The organism is Streptomyces enissocaesilis, from assembly GCF_039533765.1.
GTDB lineage: Bacteria > Actinomycetota > Actinomycetes > Streptomycetales > Streptomycetaceae > Streptomyces > Streptomyces enissocaesilis.
Genome location: NZ_BAAAUD010000051.1, coordinates 283,938 through 304,274, shown reverse-complemented (window position 1 = coordinate 304,274; position 20,337 = coordinate 283,938). Strand labels below are relative to the sequence as shown.

Genomic DNA, 20,337 nt, shown 5'->3' with positions numbered 1-20,337 from the left:
TCGGCCGCGGGCGCCGGAGCGGCCTCGGGCTCCGCGGCGGCCGGGGCCGGAGCCTCGGCGGGGGCCTCGGCAGCGGCGGGGGCCTCGGCAGCGGCCGGGGCGGGGGACTCGGCGGGCGCATCCGTCCCGTCGTCGATGACGGCCAGCTCTGCGCCGACCTCCACCGTCTCGTCCTCGGCGACCTTGATGGACGCGAGGATGCCGGCGGCGGGGGCCGGGATCTCGGTGTCGACCTTGTCGGTCGAGACCTCGAGCAACGGCTCGTCGGCCTCGACGCGCTCGCCCTCGGCCTTCAGCCAACGGGTGACAGTGCCCTCGGTGACGCTCTCGCCGAGCGCCGGAAGGGTTACGGAAACCGACATGGTTTCTGTTGCTCCTTACAAAATTGCGGAAGTGGTCGTCGCGCCCGGACTGGATCAGTCGTGGGAGTGCAGGGGCTTGCCGGCCAGGGCCAGGTGGGCCTCGCCCATCGCCTCGTTCTGCGTCGGGTGGGCGTGGATGAGCTGCGCGACCTCGGCCGGCAGGGCTTCCCAGTTGTAGATCAGCTGAGCCTCGCCGACCTGCTCGCCCATACGGTCACCGACCATGTGGACGCCGACCACGGCGCCGTCCTTGACCTGGACGAGCTTGATCTCGCCCGCGGTCTTCAGGATCTTGCTCTTGCCGTTGCCCGCGAGGTTGTACTTCAGAGCGACGACCTTGTCCGCGCCGTAGACCTCCTTGGCCTTGGCCTCGGTGATGCCGACGGAAGCGACCTCGGGGTGGCAGTACGTCACGCGCGGCACACCGTCGTAGTCGATCGGAACGGTCTTCAGACCGGCCAGCCGCTCCGCGACCAGCATGCCCTCGGCGAAGCCGACGTGCGCGAGCTGGAGGGTCGGGACGAGGTCGCCGACGGCCGAGATCGTCGGGACGTTGGTCTGCATGTACTCGTCGACCAGGACGTAGCCGCGGTCCATCGCGACGCCCTGCTCCTCGTACCCGAGCCCCTGCGACACGGGGCCGCGGCCGATCGCGACGAGCAGCAGCTCGGCCTCGAACTCCTTGCCGTTGGCGAGGGTGACCTTGACGCCGTCGTTCGTGTACTCGGCCTTCTCGAAGAAGGCGCCGAGCGAGAAGTTGATGCCGCGCTTGCGGAACGCGCGCTCCAGCAGCTTCGAGCTGTTCTCGTCCTCGACCGGCACGAGGTGCTTGAGGCCCTCGACGATGGTGACGTCGGTGCCGAAGGACTTCCACGCGGAGGCGAACTCGACGCCGATGACGCCGCCGCCGAGCACGATCGCGGACTTCGGGACCCGGTCCAGCGTCAGCGCGTGGTCCGAGGAGATGATGCGGTCGCCGTCGATCTCCAGGCCCGGCAGCGACTTCGGCACGGAGCCGGTCGCCAGCAGGACGTGGCGGCCCTGGACGCGCTGGCCGTTGACGTCGACGGAGGTGGGGGAGGAGAGCTTGCCCTCGCCCTCGATGTACGTCACCTTGCGCGAGGCGACCAGGCCCTGGAGGCCCTTGTACAGGCCCGAGATCACGTCGTCCTTGTACTTGTGGACGCCCGCCATGTCGATGCCGTCGAAGGTCGCCTTGATGCCGAACTGCTCGGACTCGCGCGCCTGGTCGGCGATCTCGCCCGCGTGCAGCAGGGCCTTCGTGGGGATGCAGCCGTTGTGCAGGCAGGTGCCGCCGAGCTTGTTCTTCTCGATCAGGGCGACGTCCAGGCCCAGCTGCGCTCCGCGCAGGGCCGCGGCGTAACCGCCGCTACCACCGCCGAGGATCACTAGGTCGAAAACGGTGCTGGCGTCGTTCGCCACGTCACGTCCTCCATGCATGTGCGCCGGGCGCGGTCTTCGATGACCGGGCGGCGGCTGGTGTTCGGCCGCTTTTTTATTCGGCCCTGTGGTGGGGGCCCTGTCCTGCCGAGAACCCATCTTCGCACTTGTTGACGGACGGCGGGACGCGGGGCCGGAGTGCGAGACGGTCGTGGACCGCTCGCCAGGTGTTACGGGGGCGTACGGAGGTGCGGATTTCGTCGAAGGCGAAACCGGCCGTACGCGTCCGCGGCGGGTACGGCCCCGGACGCCTGCCCGGGGCCGTACCCACCACGGCTCCGCGGGGGATCAGCCGAGGTCGCCCGCGGCGGTGCGCTCGGCGAGCGCCACCAGGGTGCGGATCGCGGAGCCGGTGCCGCCCTTGGGGGTGTAGCCGAACGGGCCGCCGTCGTTGAAGGCGGGACCCGCGATGTCCAGGTGCGCCCAGGCGATGTCCTCGCCGACGAACTCCTGGAGGAACAGGCCGGCGACCAGGCCGCCGCCCATCCGCTCGCCCATGTTGGCGATGTCGGCGGTGGGGGACTCCATGCCCTTGCGCAGCTCCGCCGGCATCGGCATCGGCCAGGACTGCTCGCCGGCCTCCTCCGCGATCTCGTGGATCGCGGTACGGAACGACTCGTCGTTGCCCATGATCGCGAACGTGCGGCTGCCGAGCGCCAGCACCATCGCGCCGGTCAGCGTCGCCACGTCGACGATCGCGTCCGGCCGCTCCTCGGAGGCGCGGGTCAGCGCGTCGCCCAGGACGAGACGGCCCTCGGCGTCGGTGTTGAGCACCTCGACGGTCTTGCCGCTGTACATGCGCAGCACGTCGCCGGGGCGGACGGCGCTGCCGGACGGCATGTTCTCGGCGAGCGCCAGCCAGCCGGTGACGTTGACCTTCAGGCCGAGGCGGGCGGCCGTGACGACGGCGGCGAACACGGCGGCGGCGCCGGCCATGTCGCACTTCATCGTCTCGTTGTGGCCGGCCGGCTTGAGCGAGATGCCGCCCGAGTCGTAGGTGATGCCCTTGCCGACGTAGGCCAGGGTCTTCTCCGCCTTGGGGTGCGTGTAGGCGAGCTTCACCAGGCGCGGACCGTGCTCCGAGCCCTGGCCGACGCCGAGGATGCCGCCGAAGCCGCCCTTGACGAGCGACTTCTCGTCGAACACCTGCACCTTGAGACCGTGCTCCTTGCCCGCGGCGGCGGCCACGGCGGCGAAGGACTCGGGGTACAGGTCGTTCGGCGGGGTGTTGACCAGGTCGCGGGCGCGGTTGATCTCCTCGGTCAGCGCGAGGGAGCGCTCCACGGCGGCCTTGAACGCCTTGTCGCGCGGCTTGCCGCCGAGCACGACGACCTCGGCGAGCGGCTGCTTCGCGCCGCCGCTCCCTGACTTCTCGCCCTTCCCTGACTTCTCGCCGCCCTGGTACGCGGTGAAGGCGTACGCACCGAGCAGCGCGCCCTCGGCGACGGCGGCGGCGTCCTCGACGGCCTCGACGGGCAGCGCGAAGCCGGCCTTCCTGGAGCCGCTGAGCGCGCGGGCGGCGACGCCGGCCGCACGGCGCAGCGCCTCGGCGGCGTACGCGTCGTCCTTCTCCGGGAGCGTGCCGAGGCCCACGGCCAGCACGACCGGGGACTTGAGGCCCGACGGCGCGGGCAGTTTGGTCACCTCGCCCTCGGCACCCGAGGCGCCGAGGGTCTCCAGGACGGAGGCGAGCTTTCCGTCGAACGCCTTGTCCACGGCCTCGGCGCCCGGTGCGACGACCAGGTTCCCCGACGTGGATCCGGCGCCCTTCGCCACACCGACGACGATGGCGTCGGCGCGCAGCGCCGCCGCGCCGGAAGTGCTGAGAGTGAGAGCAGTCACGGTGGTGAAATCTCGCTTCCGTTGAGTTGTTCGGCCGATGGGGTGGGGCCGGCCGTGCCCGGCGCGTCCGTCGTGATCCCGGTGGCCCGGCGGCCCGGCCGGATGAGCGCCGGTGATGAGCCTACGCGCGCTTGCCCGGTTCGATCACAGCAGCGAGCACTTCACTCATCTGAGGTGTCCTTTTCACGTTTACGGCGCCGGGAGTGAGGGCTGCGTCACACTCGGTGCGATCCGGCGAGTGACCATGGCCGTGCTGTGCGTGTTTTCCACAGGTCGCCCGTGGTTTCTCCGCAGGAAGATCTTCGAAGGGGAGGGTGCGCGGTGGCGTACAGGACGCGTGTGGGCACAGCCGGGGCGGCTCTGCTGGCGGCGGGGCTGCTGGCGGTGGGGGCGCCGCCGACGGGTGCGGGGGCGGCCGTCGCGCCGCGTGTCGACCTGCGGGTGCTGGTCGTCGACGACGGCGGCGACGCCGTGGAGGCGGTCGAGTCGGAGCTGCGCGGCACCGGTGTCCCGTACACCGTGGTGCGACTCGGCCAGCCCGGCCGGCCGGTGATCGACGCGGGTTTCCTCGCCGACACGGTGGACGGGCGCCCGCGCGCCAAGTACCAGGGGGTCGTCCTGCCGAACGCGGACCCGTTCGGCGCCGGCTCCGCCGAGTCGGCCGCCCTCGCCGCGTACGAGAAGACCTTCGGCGTCCGGCAGGTCGACGCGTACACCTGGGCCCACCCGGGTGTCGGGCTCGACCACACGGGTGACGGCGGGTACGCCGGGCCGCTCGACGGCGTGGACGCGGCCGTGACGCCGGCGGGGAAGGCCGGCCCCTTCGGCTACCTCGACGGCGCCGTCGAGTTCGAGGACAACGCGCCGTCCGTCGGCGAGAGCTACGGGTACGCGGGCCGGCCCCGCGAGGGCTACACCAGCTACCTGGACATGCCGGTCCCCGGCGACGGCGGGGGACGGGCCAGCCTCCTCGGCGAGTACGTCCACGACGGGCGCCGCGAGCTGGTCGTCACCTTCGCGTACAACCAGCACCAGCGGCAGTTCCGGCTGCTCGCCCGCGGCATCGTCGAATGGCTCACCCAGGGCGTCCACCTCGGGCAGAGCCGCAACTACTTCTCCGTGCACGTCGACGACGTCTTCGCGCCCGACAGCCGCTGGCACACCGAACTCAACTGCACGCCCGGCGACTTCGACTGCGGGGGCGGGGAGGGGGAGGGCACCGTGCCGGTCCGGATGACGGCGCGGGACGCCCAGTACGCCGCCCAGTGGCAGCAGAGCGCCGGCTTCACGCTCGACATGGTCTACAACGCGGGCGCCGGGGAGGCGTGGAAGGCGGCGAACGGCGGCAGCGACCCGCTCACCGCGCAGCTGCTGGCCGACCGGGCGCGGTACCGCTGGGTGAACCACACGTACACCCACCCCTTCCTGGGCTGCGTCCAGGACACCTCGACCGTGCCGTGGCAGTGCGCGAAGGACGCGACGGGCAGCACGCGTTGGATGAGCCGCGCCGAGATCTCCGCCCAGATCAGGAACAACCACGACTGGGCGGTGCGCAAGGGCATCGCCCTCGACAGGACCGAACTGGTCACCGGTGAGCACTCGGGGCTGAAGACGCTCCCGCAGCAGCCGGTGGACAACCCCAACCTGGCGGGCGCGCTCGCCGACAACGGCGTGAAGTGGATCGCCAGCGACAACTCGCGCGAGCCGCGCCAGCGGGCCCTCGGCTCCGCGCTCACCGTGCCGCGCCACCCCATGAACGTGTACTACAACGTCGGCACCGCCGCCGAGATGACCGACGAGTACAACTGGATCTACACCAGCAAGGCCGACGGGGGCAGCGGTGCCTGCGAGACCAACCCCGGCTCGACCTGCCTCGACGAACCGCTCGACACGGCCACCGGTTACGCGACGCACATCGTGCCGCAGGAGGCGCGCACCGCGCTCGGCCACGTCATCGCCAACGACCCGCGCCCGCACTACGTCCACCAGTCCAACCTGGCCGAGGAGCGGATCCTCTACCCCGTCCTGGACAAGGTCCTGGACGACTACCGTTCCCTCTTCGCCGGCAACACGCCGGTCGTCAACCCGCGCCACCGGGACGCCGGTTCCGAACTCGCCCGCCGCGCCGCCTGGGACAAGGCGCTCGCCGACGGCAGGGTCACGGCGTACCGCATCGGCACGACCGTCACCGTCCAGTCGCCCTCGGGGACCGCCGCGCCCGTCACCGTGCCCGAGGGCACCCGCAAGCAACTGCTCGCGGGAACGGCCGCGTTCGGGACGGCGTACGCCGGACAGCGCTCGGCCTGGGCCTCGCCCGAACCGCTCCAGCGGGCGGTCACGCTGCGGCTTCCGGCCTGACCGCGGCGGCACCTGACCACAGCAGCACCTGGCCACTCGTCACGGGGGACACGAACATGAGCCGCGGGCTCCACGTCAGCATGCTCACCGAAGGCACCTACCCGCACGTCCAGGGCGGCGTCAGCACCTGGTGCGACCAGCTCGTCCGCGGAATGCCCGACATCGGCTTCCACCTCGTCTCGCTCACCGGCAACGGCCGCGAGCCCGTGACCTGGGAGCTGCCGGGCAACGTCCGCCACCACACGACGGTCCCGCTGTGGGGAGCGGAGACGGCGGGGGGCAAGGGGCCCCGGCGCGGCCCGCGCCCCTTCGCCGGCCGGGAGCGCCGCCGCTTCCTCGCCGCGTACGAACGCTTCCTGCTGGCCGTACTCGACCCGGAGGCCGGCTGCGACTTCGGCCACGAGCTGTACGCCCTGGCCGCCCTCGCCCGGCAGGGGCGGCTCACCACCGCCCTGCGCACCGAGGCGGCCCTGCGGACCCTGACCGGGATCTGGACCATGCGGCACCTGCCGACGGCCCGCGCCGACCCCACCCTCCACGACGCGCTCACCGCCACCGACCTGCTGGAACACCTGCTGCGCCCGCTGGCCGCCCGCATACCCGCGGGCAGCGTCGCGCACGCCGTCAGCAGCGGGCTCGCCACCCTGCCCGCGCTCGCCGCCAAGCACTTCGACGGGGCCCCCTTCCTCCTCACCGAGCACGGCATCTACCTGCGCGAGCGCTACCTCGGCCACCGCACGGCCGCCCAGCGCTGGCCGGTCAAGGCGCTGCTGCTCGGCTTCTACCGGGCACTCAACTCGCTCGGCTACCGGGAGGCCGACCTGATCACGCCCTGCAACCAGTACAACCGCCGATGGGAGGAGCGGGGCGGCGCCCCCGCCGACCGCATCCGCACCGTCTACAACGGCGTCGACCCCCACCTCTTCCCGCACGCCGGTCCCGAACCGGAGGTCCCCACCCTCACCTGGGCCGGCCGCATCGACCCGATCAAGGACCTGGAGACGCTCGTACGGGCCTACGCGCTGGCCCGCGCCCGCCTGCCCGAGCTGCGGCTGCGGCTCTTCGGCGGGGTGCCGGACGGCGGTGAGGAGTACCGGACGAAGCTGGACAAACTCGCGGCCGAACTCGGCGTCGGCGACGGCATCGCCTTCGAGGGGCGCATCTCCGACGTGGCGCGCGCCTACGGGGCGGGGCACGTGGTGATGCTCTCCAGCATCAGCGAAGGCTTTCCCTTCAGCATCCTCGAAGCGATGTCGTGCGGGCGCACGACGGTGTCGACGGACGTCGGCGGCGTACGGGAGGCCGTCGGTGACACGGGGATCGTGGTGCCCCCGCGCGACCCCGGGGCGATGGCGCGGGCGGTGCTCGGCCTCATGGCGGACGACGCCCGGCGGACCGAGCTGGGGCGGCTCGCGCGCCGGCGGGTGATCGACCTGTTCACGCTGCGGCGCTCGGTCGAGGGCTTCCGCGAGATCTACCACGAACTGGCCGGCGGGACGCGGGTGCGGGAGCCGTTCGCCGCCGGGCCCGCGACCGACTGGACGAGCGAACTCAGGGACCCCTGGTGGAGCGACCTGACGACCCACGGGGCGGCCTGATGAGCGGGCCCCTGTGGACGGACCCCGCCGTACGGCGCGACACGCTGCCGCGCGTGCCGCACCCGCGCCCGCGCTGGGCGGCCGATCCCTTCGACGAACTCGCCGACCGGCTGCGCGGGCCGGCGGAGGCCGCCGTGCACCCCGACGAGATCGCCGCGATCCTCGAGTCCGACGGCATGACGGACGATCACATCCGGCTGACGTACGGCCGCGAGGACTCCTTCGCGCTGGCCGAGGACCTGTTCGCGCGGGTGCCCCGCGCCTACCCCGGACCGGACGCGCCGTCCGGCGGCTCCTGGCGCACGGGCCTCGCCGGCTGCCTGCTGCGCGGGCTGGTGTTCGCGCTGCCGGGACTCGCGTACGTCCTGGGGGCGCCGTTCCTGGCCGGCGCGGAGGGGGACGGGCGCGGCCTGCCCGCCGGGACGGACGTCATCCTCGCCGGCGCGCTCACCGGCTGGGCGTGGAACCAGGCGCTGGCCCACCGCGCGTACACCTGGCTCGGGCTCGGCGACCGGCCGGCCGCCGCCCGCGCCCTGCTCACCGGCGCCCCGGCGGGCGCCCTGCTGGGCACGGCGGCCGCCGTCGCCGCGGCGGGGCTCGGGGAGGGCTGGGCGGCCGCGTTCGCCACCGCCCAGGCGCTGTACCAGGGCGCGGCGACGGCGCTGCTGGTGCTGGACCGCGAGCGCCTGCTGCTGTACGCCCTGGCCCCGATGGCGCTGGGCGCCCTGCTGACCCTGGTGCACGACGTCCCGGGCGCGGGGAGGGCGGCGCTGCTGGTGGGGCCGGGGGCGGCGGTCCTGGCCCTGGCGGCCCGCGTGGTGCTGGGGGCCCGCGGACCCTCCGTTCCCCGCCCGGCCCGTTCCCGCCGCGACGTCCTGCGGCCCGGCCGCGCGGCCCCTTCGCACCACCGGGGCACTCCGCCCCCTCCGGCGCCCGGGGAGCGGGACCCGGGGCAGAGCCCCCGTCCGGGAAGGGGCCGGGCGGGGAAAAGCTCCGCCGGACGAGTCCCGGCCGGCTCCCCGGCCGCAGCCGCGGGGCGCCCCGGGCCGGCGCCGGGCGCGGTCGCCGGGCCGTCGCTGTGGCGGTCCGTGCCGTACGGGGTCTTCGGGCTCGCGACCGGCGTGCTCGTGCTGCATGCCGTGCTCCGGAACCTGCTCGCCGGAGGTGTCTCCGGGATCGTCGCCGCCCCCGGCGCCGTCGCGCTCACGCTCAGCATGGGGCCCGCCGAGTGGCTCCTGTACCGGTTCCGGCGCCGGTGCGACGCCGGGCTGCGGGCAAGCACCACGCCGCGCGCCTTCCGGCGCGCCGCCACCGTCGCCCTCGCCCAGTGCCTCGGCGGTTACCTCACCGTGCTGCTCGCCCTCCTCGCCGTGACGACCCTGCTGTGGCTCGGCGCGCCCGTACCCGACGCGGCCCGCGCGACCGGCCTGCTGCTCACCGGTGCCATGCTGTGGACGGGGCTGCTGCTCCAGTCGTCCGGCGCGGCCGCGCTCCTCCAGACGGCGGCGCTCTTCGCGGACTCCGCCGCCGCCGGCACCGTCGCGCTCGCCGTCCCCGTCGTCGCGTCCGCCGCCCTGACCGCCCTGGTCTGCGTACGGCTCGGCCGCGCGACGGCCCACCGCCATTGAGGATGCCCACGTGAAGAACCTGCTCGTACCCTTCTACGAGCACCCCGCCGAACGCCCGGACGCCTGGGAGGCCCTGATCCGCGCCGCCCCCCGTCTGTACGGCGTCGTACTCAACCCCGACAACGGCTCCGGGGCCGCGCCCGACCCGGCCTTCGCCGCCGTGTCGTCGCGGCTGCGCGCGGCGGGCGTACGCGTCCTCGGGTACGCCGACACGGACTACGCCCGGCGCCCGCACGCCGCGGTGTTCCAGGACCTGCTGCGCCACCGCGACTGGTACGGCGCGGACGGCGCCTTCCTGGACCAGGTGGCGTCGGAGCCGGACGCGCTGCCCCACTACCGGCGTCTCGCGGTCGCCGCGCGGGTGTCCGGCGCGGCCGTCCTCGTGCTCAACCACGGCGTCCACCCCGACCCCGGCTACCTCGCGCTCGCCGACGTCCTCGTCACGTTCGAGGGCACCTGGGACACGTACCGGAGCGCCCCGGACGCCCCGCCCTGGACGGCGGCGCACGCGCCCGGCCGGTTCTGCCACCTCGTGTACGACGCGCCGCCCGCCGCCGCGTTCACCGCCGGGACCGGCTGCGCCGTACCGGGCGGAGCACCGCACCCGTGGGGGACCCTGCCGCACGTCCTGGAGGCGGCCCGGTGAGGTCCAGAAGCGCACTGCTCCTCCTGCTCGTGCTGCTGCTCCTCGCCGGCTGCGCGGACGGCGGCGCCCCCGCGCCGGACGACCGCGGACCGAAGTCCGCGCGCTGGCAGCCGAAGCCCGGTCTCACCTGGCAGTGGCAGCTCAGCGGCACGCTCGACCCGGCCGTCGACGCGGAGGTGTACGACATCGACGGCTTCGACCACCCCGCCTCCGCCGTCGCCGATCTGCACCGCCGGGGCCGCAAGGTCATCTGCTACCTCTCGACCGGCGCGTGGGAGGACTTCAGGCCGGACGCCGGCGAGTTCCCCGAGTCCGTACTGGGCCGGGGCAACGGCTGGAAGGGCGAGCGCTGGCTCGACATCCGCCGTACCGACGCCCTGGAGCCCCTGATGGCCCGCCGCATGGACCTGTGCCGGGAGAAGGGCTTCGACGCGGTCGAGCCCGACAACATGGACGGCTACCGCAACCGCACCGGCTTCCCGCTGACCGCCGCCGACCAGCTGCGCTACAACCGACTGATCGCCCGCCTCGCCCACGGCCGGGGCCTCGCCGTCGGCCTCAAGAACGACCTCGACCAGATCCCGGAACTGGTGGACGACTTCGACTTCGCGGTCAACGAGCAGTGCGCCCAGTACGAGGAGTGCGCGGAGCTCACGCCGTTCATCACGGCCGGCAAGGCCGTCTTCCACGTGGAGTACGAGCTGGCGACGCGCGACTTCTGCCCCGGGGCGCGCGAGCTGCGGCTCAGCTCGATGCTGAAGAAGTACGACCTGGGGGTGTGGCGCGAGCCCTGCGCGTGAGCGCGGAGCGCGCCGCCTACTCGTCCTGCGGGCAGCCGTACGCCCTGCCGCCCTGCCGCCACTCCTTCCCCGCGTCGATGTTCTTCCCGGAGTCCCCGCACATCAGCACCGGCGCCGAACCGTCCTTCCCGTGGTGCAGCACGGTCAGCAGCTTGTTGAGCGGGCGCTGCAGCGAGCCCGCCGCGAACCGCAGACGGCCGCTGGCCCCCTCCAGGTCGAACGAACCGCTGTTGACGATCTGCTGGACGTTGGGGCGCGTCAGCTCCACGCCCGCCGCGTTCGCCTGACTCGTGGCCTGGGCGAGCACCTGCACCGCGTCATGGGCGAGCGCGGCGTGCCCGTCGTTCAGCCACAGGTCGGATTCCGTGAATTCCTCGGTGTACGCGTCGTTGAACGCCTTCGCCGTCGCGCTGCGGTCCGGATGACCGGCGGGCAGCATATGGGCCGTGTGATAGAGGTGCAGCCACGACTTCCCCACGAATCCGCCGGAGAGCGCCGCATTGGTGAGTTCGTTTCCGCCCATCACCGTGAGATCCCTGTTGGCGCACTTGCTCAGGCTCTGGTACGTCTCCAGGAAATTGTCGAATTCCCTCACCCGCGAGGTCCAGTAGACCAGCGTCTTCTTCTTTCCCGCGACCCTGCTGCACACCGCCTCCGCCACCTCGGACATGCTGAACTTCATGTCGAGGTCGGGCTCGTTCGGTACGACGACTCCGTTGTTCCCGCCGGGTATGTAACCGATGCGGCTCTCCGCGGAGTGGAAGTCCTTGACGAACTCCTTGCCCAGCTCGTCGCTGTACACATCGGTCGGGTCGGTCACCACGGCGACGCTTTCCGCGGGTGCGCAGGAATCCTCTCCCGTACGTACGGTGTTGGCTCTCTTCGCGAACTCCGCCACGACCCGCGCCTCCCGCTTGTTGTTGGGCGCGGCGCCGTGGTAATAACGCCCGACCTCCATGGCTTTCGCCGTGGCCGTGGAGCTCACGATGGGAATCCGGGCCGAATTCAGCACGCGCAGCGCCTCGACCGTCTCCGTCCGGCTCTCGGTGAATCCGGTGACGCCGATGAGGTGCTGGTCCTTCTCCGCCTCGCGGACGATCTCCGCCGCCACCTTGCGGGCGTTCTTGAACTGCACCCCGGCGTCGTACGTCTTGATCCGCACCCAGATCCCGTTGTCGTTGGCGGGCGCCAGCCGGTGCAGCGCCTGCTGGGCCAGGGCCAGCCCGCGCAGTTCGGGGATGGCCGCGCCGGACCGCCGCTCGGCCGCGTTCGGCGCCATCGAGGCGCGCACGTGGGCGATGGTCACGGTCCGCTCCGGCTCGCCCTCGGCCCGCGCGACCCTGTTCTGCTCCGCGATCATCTTGAGGGCGTCGGCGTACTGGGCGGGGAGCGCGGGCCCGGCCGCCCTGGACTGCCGCACGTAGTCCTTTCCGGTGAGGCACTGCGTGTAGGTGTCGGTGAAGGGGCTGTCGAGGTACGGGAGGAAGGCGAGCTGTCCGGTGAGCCAGAGCGTGACGGCGAGCGCCCCCGCTTCGAGGGCCAGTTCCCTGCCGGGCCGCAGCCGCACCCACGGCGTCCACACCGGCGCCACCGTGACGCCGCGGCTGCCCGGTTCCGGGCGGGCGAGCCGCACCTCGTAGGGCGTCGGGACCGTCCCCTTCGCGGGGTCGAGCCGGCGCGCGGCCTCCTCCAGCGTGCCGCCGCCCGGCGCCGCGTCGTGCGCGTCCGGCAGCGCGGCCACCACCACCGTGGCGGCGTTGGGGCTCGGCCGCTGCTGGGCGCCGTACAGCCGGACGAAGCCCGCCACGGCCGCGCTGCCCCCGTCGCCGCCTGCCCCGGTCCGCGCCCCGTTGAGCAGCAGCGCGTGGCGCGGGCGGCGGCGCCTGCGGCCGGGGTGGAGCAGGCCCTGGCGCGCGTGGCCGTACAGGTCGGTCATCAGGGCGGCGAGGAGCAGCCCGTCCCACCGGTCGGCGTCCCGGGGGCCGCTGCCGGGCCGGGCGGCCGCCTCCCACGTCCGGAGGAACTCGTCGAGCGCGGCGGCGTACGTGCGGTTGCCGCGGTAGTTCTCCGGCCACAGCAGGCGGTAGCGCCTGCGCCGCGCGAGACGCCACTCCCAGCGGCGTTCCCAGAGCTTGAGGCGGACGCGCTCCGTCACCGACCAGACGGAGCGGAGCGGGACGGTCATGAATCCCGCGTTGATCGTGGTGCCCGTGGCGTCGTCGGCCGGCAGTACCGCGGTCGCGCGGCCCCGGTGCCGGGCGAACACCCGGTCCGCCAGGTGCGGGTCGGTCCCCGCCCGGTGGTCGGCGACGCACTGGAGCAGGTCGTACGCGGGCAGCCGCACCCTGCCCGCCTCCTCGGGAGCGTTCTTCTTCAGCTCCTCGGCGATCCTGGCGATCAGCTCGGTCCTGGAGCCGCCGCGCCAGTCGACATGGGCGTACGGCGTGCACGGTACGGTGCCCCGCGCCCTCGACGAGCGCTGGAGGCCCAGTTCCAGGGCCTCCAGGGCCTGCTGGGCCTCCTCCGCGCCGGTGCGCAGCACGATGGGAGGGTGCTTGGGGCCGCGCTTCGACAGCCGTGACCGGCCGCGCACCGCCTTGCGGTAGGCCTCAGTGAACTCGCCGCTGTGGTCCCAGCCAGGAAACTCGGGCATCTTCTGTCTCCCCCGACAGCCGTGGGGGAAGAGCGTGCACCTTTCGATGACGACTCGTCAACTGCCTTGTGCACCGCGAGTATTGCCCTGTCACTTCAGCACCAGGACCATCAGCGCGGCCGTCACAGCGGTTTCCGCGACGCCGCCGAAGACGTCGCCCGTGACCCCGCCGAAGCGGCGCACGCAGTGGCGCAGCAGCAGGTGCGAGGCGGCGAGCGCGAGCAGGACGGCGACCGCGTGGTGCAGGGCGGCGTACGGCCCCAGGAGCGCGCCCGCGGCGCCCGCGCAGGCGGCGGACAACAGGAGCGTGGCAGCCGTCGCGGTGTGTACCGGAACCGTCCCCGCGACCGCCGCGCCCAGCCCTTCGGGGCGGGCCGGCGGGACGCCCGCGCGGGAGGCGAGGGTCAGGGCGAGGCGGCCGGCGACGGCCGACACGGCGGCCCCCGCCGCGCCGTGCGCCCACCCGGCGGCGTACAGCTCGAAGAGCGACGCGACCTGGGCCAGCAGCACGAACAGCAGCGTGATGACACCGAACGGGCCGATGTCCGACTGCTTCATGACGCGCAGCGCCTCGCCGGCGGGCTTGCCGCTGCCCAGGCCGTCGGCGGTGTCGGCGAGACCGTCGAGGTGCAGGCCCCGGGTGAGGACGGCGGGCGCGGCCGTACTCGCCACGGCGGCGAGCAGCGGCCCCGAGCCGAGCAGCAGGAGCACGCCACCGGCCGCCGCGGCGCACAGGCCCACGACGAGCCCCGCGAGGGGAGCGCACAGCATCCCGGCGCGGGCCGCTTCGCGGTCCCACCGGGTCACGCGTACGGGAAGCACGGTGAGCGTGCCGAAGGCGAAACGTATGCCGTCGCTGAGGAGAGAGGTCACGGCGCGCACGCTAGTCGCCGGGGGAGGCCGGTAAGTTGCGCATAAGGCACAAAATCACCCAGAGCGGGGCCGAGTGGCATGGGTCACTGGTGGTATCGGAGGCCGGGCGGGCCGGGCGGACCGAGGAGGCCCTCGGCGCGGGCTGCCGAGTGGCCGAGGGAGACCTGGGCGGCGCTCAGGAACCTCAGGAACCTCAGGAAGCCGACGAAGGTGACGGCGCGCAGATACCGGACGGTGGATGCCGCGCTCCGGCGCGGCCTGGGGGCACCGGTTCTTCCCTGCGGTGGCCAAGCGGGCTTCCGCCGTGTAACGCGGCGATATGGGGCACCGCGGTGCGGAGCGGGCGGCAGGTGCGACCGTCGGCCGCACCTGCCGCCCCCCACGGTCAGCCCGTCGCGCCGCCGGTCCCGCCGGCCGCCACGCCGTCCGTCGCCTCGTCGCCCGGCACCTCGTCGTCCGGCGTCCGCTCGGGCAGCTCCGCCGCGAGGGCGGCAGCGGCCTGCACGAGGGGAAGCGCGAGCAGCGCGCCGGTTCCTTCCCCCGCGGTGACGCCGTGATCGAGCAGCGGATGGAGTGCCATCCGGTCCAGCGCCTTCGCCTGGCCCGGCTCGCCGCTCACCTGGCCCGCGAGCCACCAGTCCGGTGCCCGGAAGGCGGCGCGCTGGCCGACCAGGGCGCAGGCCGCGGACACCACGCCGTCGAGGATCACCGGCGTACGCCGCACGGCGCACTGGAGCAGGAAACCGGTCGCCGCGGCGAGATCGGCGCCGCCCACGGTCGCCAGCAGCTCCAGCTGGTCGCCGAGGACCGGACGCGCCCGGCGCAGCGCGTCCCGGATGGCCGCGCACTTGCGCATCCACGCCAGGTCGTCGATGTGGACACCGCCGCGCCCGGTGACCACGGAGGCGTCCGTGCCGCACAGGGCGGCGATCAGAGTGGCGGCCGCGGTCGTGCCGCCGACGCTCAGATCGCCGAGTACGACCAGATCGGTCCCGGAGTCGGCCTCCTCGTCGGCGATCGCCATGCCCAGGCGTACGGCCTGCTCGGCCTCCTCCGCGGTGAGCGCGTCCTCGACGTCGATGCGCCCGCTGCCGCGCCGCACCCGGTGGCGTACGACGTCTTCGGGGAGCAGCTCCGGATCGCAGTCGAGTCCGGCGTCGACGATCCGCACCGACGCGCCCGAACGGCGGGCCAGCACGGCGACGGGGCTCCCGCCGTCCAGCACGGCGCGCACGAGCCGGTGGGCGCTCCCGGCGGGGCGGGCCGACACGCCCAGTTCCGCCACGCCGTGGTCACCGGCGAAGAGGACCACGCGCGCCCGCTCCACGGGCTTGACCCGTACGGACGACTGCGCGGCCGACAGCCACTCACCCAGCTCGTCGAGCCGGCCGAGCGCGCCGGGCGGCACGACCAGCCGCTCCCGGCGCTCTTCGGCGTCGCGCCGCACGCCACCGTCCGGGCGCTCGATCAGGTCGGAAAAGTCGTCGAGGTTAAGCGAGCTCATTCGCCGAACAGTACCGGCACCTTCGCTGACGACCCGTCAGCGGTTCGGGCGCCCCGCGGGTCCCCCGTGTCCCCGGCCGCCGGACCGGCCCGACGCGGCTGAGCCGGATGCGCCACCGGGCAACTCCGGCTCCTTCGGCACTTTGAGGAGCGGGGCCGGGGCGTAGCCCGGAAGGCGCCACCCCGGAAGGCTCGGCCCAGCCGCTCACCCGCGCAACACCACCATCTGCCCCGCCACCACCAGCAGGACCTGCTCGCACTCCCCGGCGAACGCCGCGTTCAGCCGCCCCACTTCGTCCCGGAACCGGCGCCCGCTCGCCGTGGCCGGCACCACGCCCGATCCCACCTCGTTGCTCACCGCCACCACCGTCCGCCGCGTGGCCCGCACCGCCCCCACCAGCTCCGCCACCCGCTCCCGCAGCTCCCGCTGCCCGCCCGCCGCCCACTTCGCGTCGTCCCACGCCCCGACCCGGTCCATCGCGTCGGTCAGCCACAGCGCCAGGCAGTCGATCAGCAGCGGCGGCCCGTCCGCCGCCAGCAGCGGCGCCAGCTCACACGTCTCCTCGGTACGCCACGCCCCCGGCCTGCGCTCCCGGTGCAGCCCCACGCGCTCCGCCCACTCCCCGTCCCCCTCCCGGGTGCCGCTCGTGGCGACGTACACCACCTCGGGAAAGGTCTCCAGGCGCCGCTCGGCCTCCACCGACTTGCCCGACCGCGCCCCGCCCAGCACCAGCGTCCGGCGCGGCACGTCCGGCACCGCGTGGTACTCGCCGACGACCACGGTCGTCCCGTCCGGCACGGTCCGCGCACCCGCCGCCGCGAGCCGCCGCTCCAGCTCGGGGCCCGGCGGCACGTCGTGGTCGAGATGTACGGCGACGACGTCCGTGGCCGCACCGACGGCTCCGGCCGCCCGCAGCCGCGCCAGCGCGTCGGGCCGGCCCGTGACGTCGGCGACGACCATGTCGTACGCACGGCCGCCCGCCCCCACCCCGGCGGGAGCGCCGCCCGGCGGCAGGTACAGCAGCACCTCGCCGTCCGGCGAGGTCACCTCGTACCCCGTGCCGGGCGCGTCCATCGGGACGGCCCGCACCCGGTGCCCGCTGATCAGCGTCAGTTCCTGCCCGTCCGGCACCCGCCCGGCCGCCGGCAGCCCGGCCGGCAGCTCCACCGGCGGCCCGTCGTGCGGATGCGTCAGCAGCACCTGCCGTACGCCGGTGAGGGAGTGCCCGGCGCGGGCGGCGGCCAGCACCGCCCCCGGTGTCAGGTCGAGCAGCAGGGCGTCGTCCACGAGCAGCGCGGTCGCCGCCCGCGCCAGGCCGCCGCGGGCGGTGGCGCACGAGGCGCAGGGGCAGTCGGGGCGGGGCAGGCCGGTCGGGGCCCCGGTGCCGAGGAGAGTCAGTTCCACGAGGACGATCCTCCCGCGTCCTCGCCGGTGACGCGCGCCCGGATACCCCGGCTACTCTGCGGGGCAGGCTGTGCTGGACAAAAGCACGGGCGGGACCCGGGAGGCGAACATGGCGTGGACGTGGCGGTTCGAGAAGGCCGACGGTACGGAGGTCCAGCCTGCGGTGGTGCCGGAGGAGTTCACCACGCAGGGCGACGCGGAGTCGTGGATCGGCGAGATCTGGAAGGACCTGGTCGAGGGCGGCGCCGACCAGGTGGTGCTCTTCGACGACGGCACGAAGATCTACGGCCCGATGAGCCTGCACGCCGAAGATGCCTGAGGGCCTGAGGGCCTGAGGGCCTGAGGGCCTGACGGTCCGGTGGCGTGCGGACGTGACGGTCCGGCCACCTGCCCCCGGCCGCCGGGCGGGCTCGCACCGAGCCCGCCCGGTGACCGGGCGCCGAGGCACACCGGACGCGTCCTAGATCTCGCCGAGGGTGACGTCCGCCGTGCGCTTCTCGCCGTCGCGCAGATAACTCACCCGCACCCGGTCGCCCGGCTTGTGCGGGGCCAGCGCCTCCGCCAGCGAGGTGACCGTGGCGATGGTGGCGGAGTCGACCGCGGTGATGACGTCCCCGGCCTTCAGGCCCGCCTGCGCCGCCGCGCCGTCCGGCTCGGTCGAGACGACGGCGATGCCGGCCGGCTCGAAGGCGCTGTTCACGACCGTACGGGCCGTGATGTCCAGGGCCGCCCGCCCCGAGTCGGTGACCCTGCCGTCCCTGATGATCTGGTCGGCCACCGTCTTCACCATCGAGGACGGGATCGCGAACCCGATCCCCGGCGCCGCGGCGCCGCCCAGTTCCGGGTCGGCCACCGCGAGCGTCGGGATGCCGATGACCGCGCTGTCGAGGTCGACCAGCGCGCCCCCGCTGTTGCCCGGATTGATCGCGGCCGACGTCTGCACCATGTTCGCGATGGTCGCGCCCGTGCCGCCGCCCGAACGCCCCTCGCTCACGGTCCTGCCGACCGCGGAGACGATGCCCTGCGTGACGCTGCTGGAAAGCCCCAGCGGACTGCCCATCGCCAGCACGATCTGCCCGACCCCGACCTCGGAGGAGTCCGCGAACCTCGCGGCCCTCAGCCCGCCGGGGAGACGGTCGAGCTTGATGACGGCGAGGTCCTGCTCGGGGTACGCGGCGACCAGCTTGGCGCCGAGCGTGGTACCGCCGGTGGCGGCCGTGACCTTGAAGCTCTTCTCCCGGCCGACCACGTGGGCATTGGTGACCACGTGCCCCTTGTCGTCGTAGACGACGCCCGATCCCAGGCTGTCGGACGCGTCGATCTGGACGACCGAGGGCAGCACCTCCCTGATCACCTCTTGGTAGTCGCTCTGCAGATCCTCCCGCGCCCCGGGCGCCACCGGCGCGCCCGCGTCCGCGGTGGACGCCGGAGCGGACGCCGCGTCCGGGTCGGAACAGCCGCTCAGACACAGCAGCGCGACCGCACAGGCTCCGGCGGTCAGGGGCAGCGGGAGGCGGCGGCGCGCACGGCTGGGGTTACGTGATCCGTCCATGCCTGGAGTGTCCCTTTTATGGAAATTCCGGGCCCGTGGAGCGGGTCCATCAGAGGACCCCGGCGCTCTCAGCCGCGTACGCCGCACAGGTGCAGCAGCGCGGCGACCTGCCGGTAGGGGTCGGTACGCCCGGCCCGGTCCTCCAGGGCCAGTACCCGTTCCAGTTGCTCCGCGGAGAGTTCCGCCTCGTCGTCCTCGACGTGGTCGGTGAAGATCCGCACGCCGTACCAGGCGTGCAGCGGAGCGGCGATCCCGGCGAGGGTCGCCTTCAGCGCGCCGAGCCGGTCGGCGCGGACCGGCAGGCCGAGCCGGTTGGTGTACGTGTCCGAGTCGAACGCGGCGAGCGCCCCCGCCCAGTCCCCGGCGAGGCCGGACCGCATCGCGAGCGCGTCGGCGTTCCGTACGAGCAGCGACAGCAGTCCGCCGGGCGCCAGCATCCTCGCCAGGCCCGCGACCATGGCGTCGGGCTCCTGGACGTGCATCAGCACGCCGTGGCACAGCACCACGTCGAAGCTGCCGGGCAGGAAGTGCACCCCGGTCTCGGTGCCGTCGCCCTCGATCATGCGCACCCGCTCGCGGATGCCCTCGGGCTCACCGGCGAGCGCCTCGCGCGCCGCCGCCAGCATGTCCCGGTCGGACTCCAGACCGGTCACCTTGTGACCGGCCCGGGCCAGACGCAGGGCCTGCGCGCCCCGGCCCATGCCGACGTCGAGCACGGCGAGCCGCCGGCCCACCGGGAAGCGGGCCGATATCTGCTCGTCGAGCCGGCGGGCGACCAGTTCCTGGCTGACGGTGTCGCGCAGAGTGCCGATGCCCTTCGGCGGGCCGGCCGCCGCGCCTTCGGGCCGGGACGCGCCCGTGATGTCCGCGGCGTCCGCGCTCAGGGCCGTTCCCCGCGCTTGACCTGGGGCTTGGGCAGACGCAGGCGGCGCATCTGGAGCGTACGCATCAGGCCGTAGGCCACGGCGCCGCGCTTCGGCTCGTTCGGGAAGCGCTCGTTCAGCTGCTTCTTGAGCCGGATGACCAGGCCGATCGAGTCGATGACGATCATCACGATCACACCGAGCCACAGCAGCAGCGCGATGTTCTGGATGTTGCTGGTGCGGATCATGCTGAGGACGAGGATCACCACCGCGAGCGGCAGGAAGAACTCGGCCACGCAGAAGCGGGAGTCGACGAAGTCGCGCACGAAGCGGCGGACGGGGCCCTTGTCGCGGGCCGGCAGGTAGCGCTCGTCTCCGCTCGCCAGTGCCTCCCGCTGCCTTGCCAGGTCCGCACGGCGGGCCTCGCGCTGACGCTTCATCGCCTCCTTGCGGTTCGCCGGGGTCGCCGCCACGCTGCGGCGCTGCGACTGTGCGACAGCGCGCTTCGGGGTCGGGCGGCCCTTCGGGGCCTGCGGATCACGGGGCTGCTTGGAGAGGTCCACCTGCACCTTGTCGGTGGGGGCCTTCTCTTCCTTGGAGGAACGGCTACGGAACACAAAGCCCAAGGGTACGGGGTGCCGGGCATGGACCACAGCCTCGAGGGGAACGATCCCGCAACGGTCGGTTTCCCCGGCCGTCACCTACTCCCTGAGCTGGAGCCCGGCGGATCGTAGTCGTCCTGGAGGAGGAGCGCATCAGCCCGCGAACAGTGCGGTAATGGATGCAGGGCCCG

The 20,337-nt window shown here is 73.6% G+C and carries 16 protein-coding genes; 6 read left to right on the top strand and 10 right to left on the bottom strand.

Annotated elements, in window-relative coordinates; translation table 11 throughout:
- From ABD374_RS27185 to ABD374_RS27175, 3 genes are all read right to left on the bottom strand, one after another.
- Positions 1–362, bottom strand: a 362-nt coding sequence (locus tag ABD374_RS27185) for a biotin/lipoyl-containing protein (RefSeq protein ID WP_344498420.1), incomplete at its 3' end; no start/stop codon positions are given.
- Positions 363–416: 54 nt separating this feature from the next.
- Positions 417–1,805 (bottom strand): dihydrolipoyl dehydrogenase, encoded by a 1,389-nt coding sequence (lpdA, locus tag ABD374_RS27180; protein WP_344498418.1) that lies wholly within the window; start codon positions 1,803–1,805, stop codon positions 417–419.
- A 306-nt stretch (positions 1,806–2,111) separates the two neighbouring features.
- Complete coding sequence (locus tag ABD374_RS27175) at positions 2,112–3,665, bottom strand: leucyl aminopeptidase (protein ID WP_344498416.1); 1,554 nt, start codon at positions 3,663–3,665, stop codon at positions 2,112–2,114.
- A 339-nt stretch (positions 3,666–4,004) separates the two neighbouring features.
- On the opposite strand from ABD374_RS27175, the gene ABD374_RS27170 reads away from it, so the two are divergent.
- Genes ABD374_RS27170 through ABD374_RS27150 form a run of 5 tightly spaced genes read left to right on the top strand, consistent with a single transcriptional unit; the run spans position 4,005 to position 10,695 of the window.
- Entirely contained in the window at positions 4,005–6,023 is a 2,019-nt protein-coding gene (locus tag ABD374_RS27170; protein ID WP_344498414.1) for a hypothetical protein, read from the top strand.
- Positions 6,024–6,079: 56 nt separating this feature from the next.
- Positions 6,080–7,621, top strand: a complete 1,542-nt coding sequence (pelF, locus tag ABD374_RS27165; RefSeq protein ID WP_344498412.1) for a GT4 family glycosyltransferase PelF — start codon at positions 6,080–6,082, stop codon at positions 7,619–7,621.
- A complete protein-coding gene (locus tag ABD374_RS27160; protein ID WP_344498410.1) occupies positions 7,621–9,249 on the top strand; it encodes a hypothetical protein in 1,629 nt (542 codons plus the stop codon). Before pelF ends, ABD374_RS27160 begins: the two co-directional genes overlap by 1 nt.
- Before the next feature lie 10 nt (positions 9,250–9,259).
- Positions 9,260–9,895 (top strand): spherulation-specific family 4 protein, encoded by a 636-nt coding sequence (locus ABD374_RS27155; RefSeq protein ID WP_344498408.1) that lies wholly within the window; start codon positions 9,260–9,262, stop codon positions 9,893–9,895.
- The gene (locus tag ABD374_RS27150) at positions 9,892–10,695 is read left to right on the top strand and encodes an endo alpha-1,4 polygalactosaminidase (RefSeq protein ID WP_344498406.1); all 804 of its coding nucleotides are present in this window, start codon (positions 9,892–9,894) and stop codon (positions 10,693–10,695) included. The genes ABD374_RS27155 and ABD374_RS27150 overlap by 4 nt, the downstream gene beginning before the upstream one ends.
- A gap of 16 nt (positions 10,696–10,711) precedes the next feature.
- On the opposite strand, the gene ABD374_RS27145 is transcribed toward ABD374_RS27150, so the two are convergent.
- The 4 genes from ABD374_RS27145 to ABD374_RS27130 all read right to left on the bottom strand — a co-directional run bounded on the left by ABD374_RS27145 (position 10,712) and on the right by ABD374_RS27130 (position 17,129).
- A complete protein-coding gene (locus ABD374_RS27145; RefSeq protein ID WP_344498404.1) occupies positions 10,712–13,348 on the bottom strand; it encodes a type 1 periplasmic-binding domain-containing protein in 2,637 nt (878 codons plus the stop codon).
- 90 nt (positions 13,349–13,438) lie between these two features.
- Positions 13,439–14,221 carry an adenosylcobinamide-GDP ribazoletransferase gene (locus ABD374_RS27140; RefSeq protein ID WP_344498402.1) on the bottom strand — a complete coding sequence of 261 codons (783 nt, stop codon included), beginning with the start codon at positions 14,219–14,221 and terminating at the stop codon, positions 13,439–13,441.
- Positions 14,222–14,606: 385 nt separating this feature from the next.
- Positions 14,607–15,725 carry a nicotinate-nucleotide--dimethylbenzimidazole phosphoribosyltransferase gene (gene cobT / locus ABD374_RS27135; protein WP_344498400.1) on the bottom strand — a complete coding sequence of 373 codons (1,119 nt, stop codon included), beginning with the start codon at positions 15,723–15,725 and terminating at the stop codon, positions 14,607–14,609.
- Between the two features lie 204 nt (positions 15,726–15,929).
- The gene (locus ABD374_RS27130) at positions 15,930–17,129 is read right to left on the bottom strand and encodes a bifunctional adenosylcobinamide kinase/adenosylcobinamide-phosphate guanylyltransferase (protein ID WP_344498398.1); all 1,200 of its coding nucleotides are present in this window, start codon (positions 17,127–17,129) and stop codon (positions 15,930–15,932) included.
- 109 nt (positions 17,130–17,238) lie between these two features.
- Between ABD374_RS27130 and ABD374_RS27125 the strand changes: the two genes are divergently transcribed.
- A complete protein-coding gene (locus ABD374_RS27125; protein ID WP_344498396.1) occupies positions 17,239–17,448 on the top strand; it encodes a hypothetical protein in 210 nt (69 codons plus the stop codon).
- Between the two features lie 141 nt (positions 17,449–17,589).
- On the opposite strand, the gene ABD374_RS27120 is transcribed toward ABD374_RS27125, so the two are convergent.
- From ABD374_RS27120 to ABD374_RS27110, 3 genes are all read right to left on the bottom strand, one after another.
- Positions 17,590–18,681 carry a S1C family serine protease gene (locus tag ABD374_RS27120; protein ID WP_344498394.1) on the bottom strand — a complete coding sequence of 364 codons (1,092 nt, stop codon included), beginning with the start codon at positions 18,679–18,681 and terminating at the stop codon, positions 17,590–17,592.
- 68 nt (positions 18,682–18,749) lie between these two features.
- Complete coding sequence (locus ABD374_RS27115; RefSeq protein WP_344498450.1) at positions 18,750–19,484, bottom strand: class I SAM-dependent methyltransferase; 735 nt, start codon at positions 19,482–19,484, stop codon at positions 18,750–18,752.
- A gap of 77 nt (positions 19,485–19,561) precedes the next feature.
- A complete protein-coding gene (locus tag ABD374_RS27110; protein WP_344498392.1) occupies positions 19,562–20,161 on the bottom strand; it encodes a DUF3043 domain-containing protein in 600 nt (199 codons plus the stop codon).
- Positions 20,162–20,337: the final 176 nt, after the last annotated feature.

What these genes read in the sequence shown, in the direction of transcription:
- ABD374_RS27145 (WP_344498404.1), bottom strand. Translation starts at nt 13,348, where the DNA reads ATGCCCGAGTTTCCTGGCTGGGACCACAGCGGCGAGTTCACTGAGGCC.
- ABD374_RS27125 (WP_344498396.1), top strand. Translation starts at nt 17,239, where the DNA reads ATGGCGTGGACGTGGCGGTTCGAGAAGGCCGACGGTACGGAGGTCCAG.
- pelF (WP_344498412.1), top strand. Translation starts at nt 6,080, where the DNA reads ATGAGCCGCGGGCTCCACGTCAGCATGCTCACCGAAGGCACCTACCCG.
- ABD374_RS27120 (WP_344498394.1), bottom strand. Translation starts at nt 18,681, where the DNA reads ATGGACGGATCACGTAACCCCAGCCGTGCGCGCCGCCGCCTCCCGCTG.
- cobT (WP_344498400.1), bottom strand. Translation starts at nt 15,725, where the DNA reads ATGAGCTCGCTTAACCTCGACGACTTTTCCGACCTGATCGAGCGCCCG.
- ABD374_RS27160 (WP_344498410.1), top strand. Translation starts at nt 7,621, where the DNA reads ATGAGCGGGCCCCTGTGGACGGACCCCGCCGTACGGCGCGACACGCTG.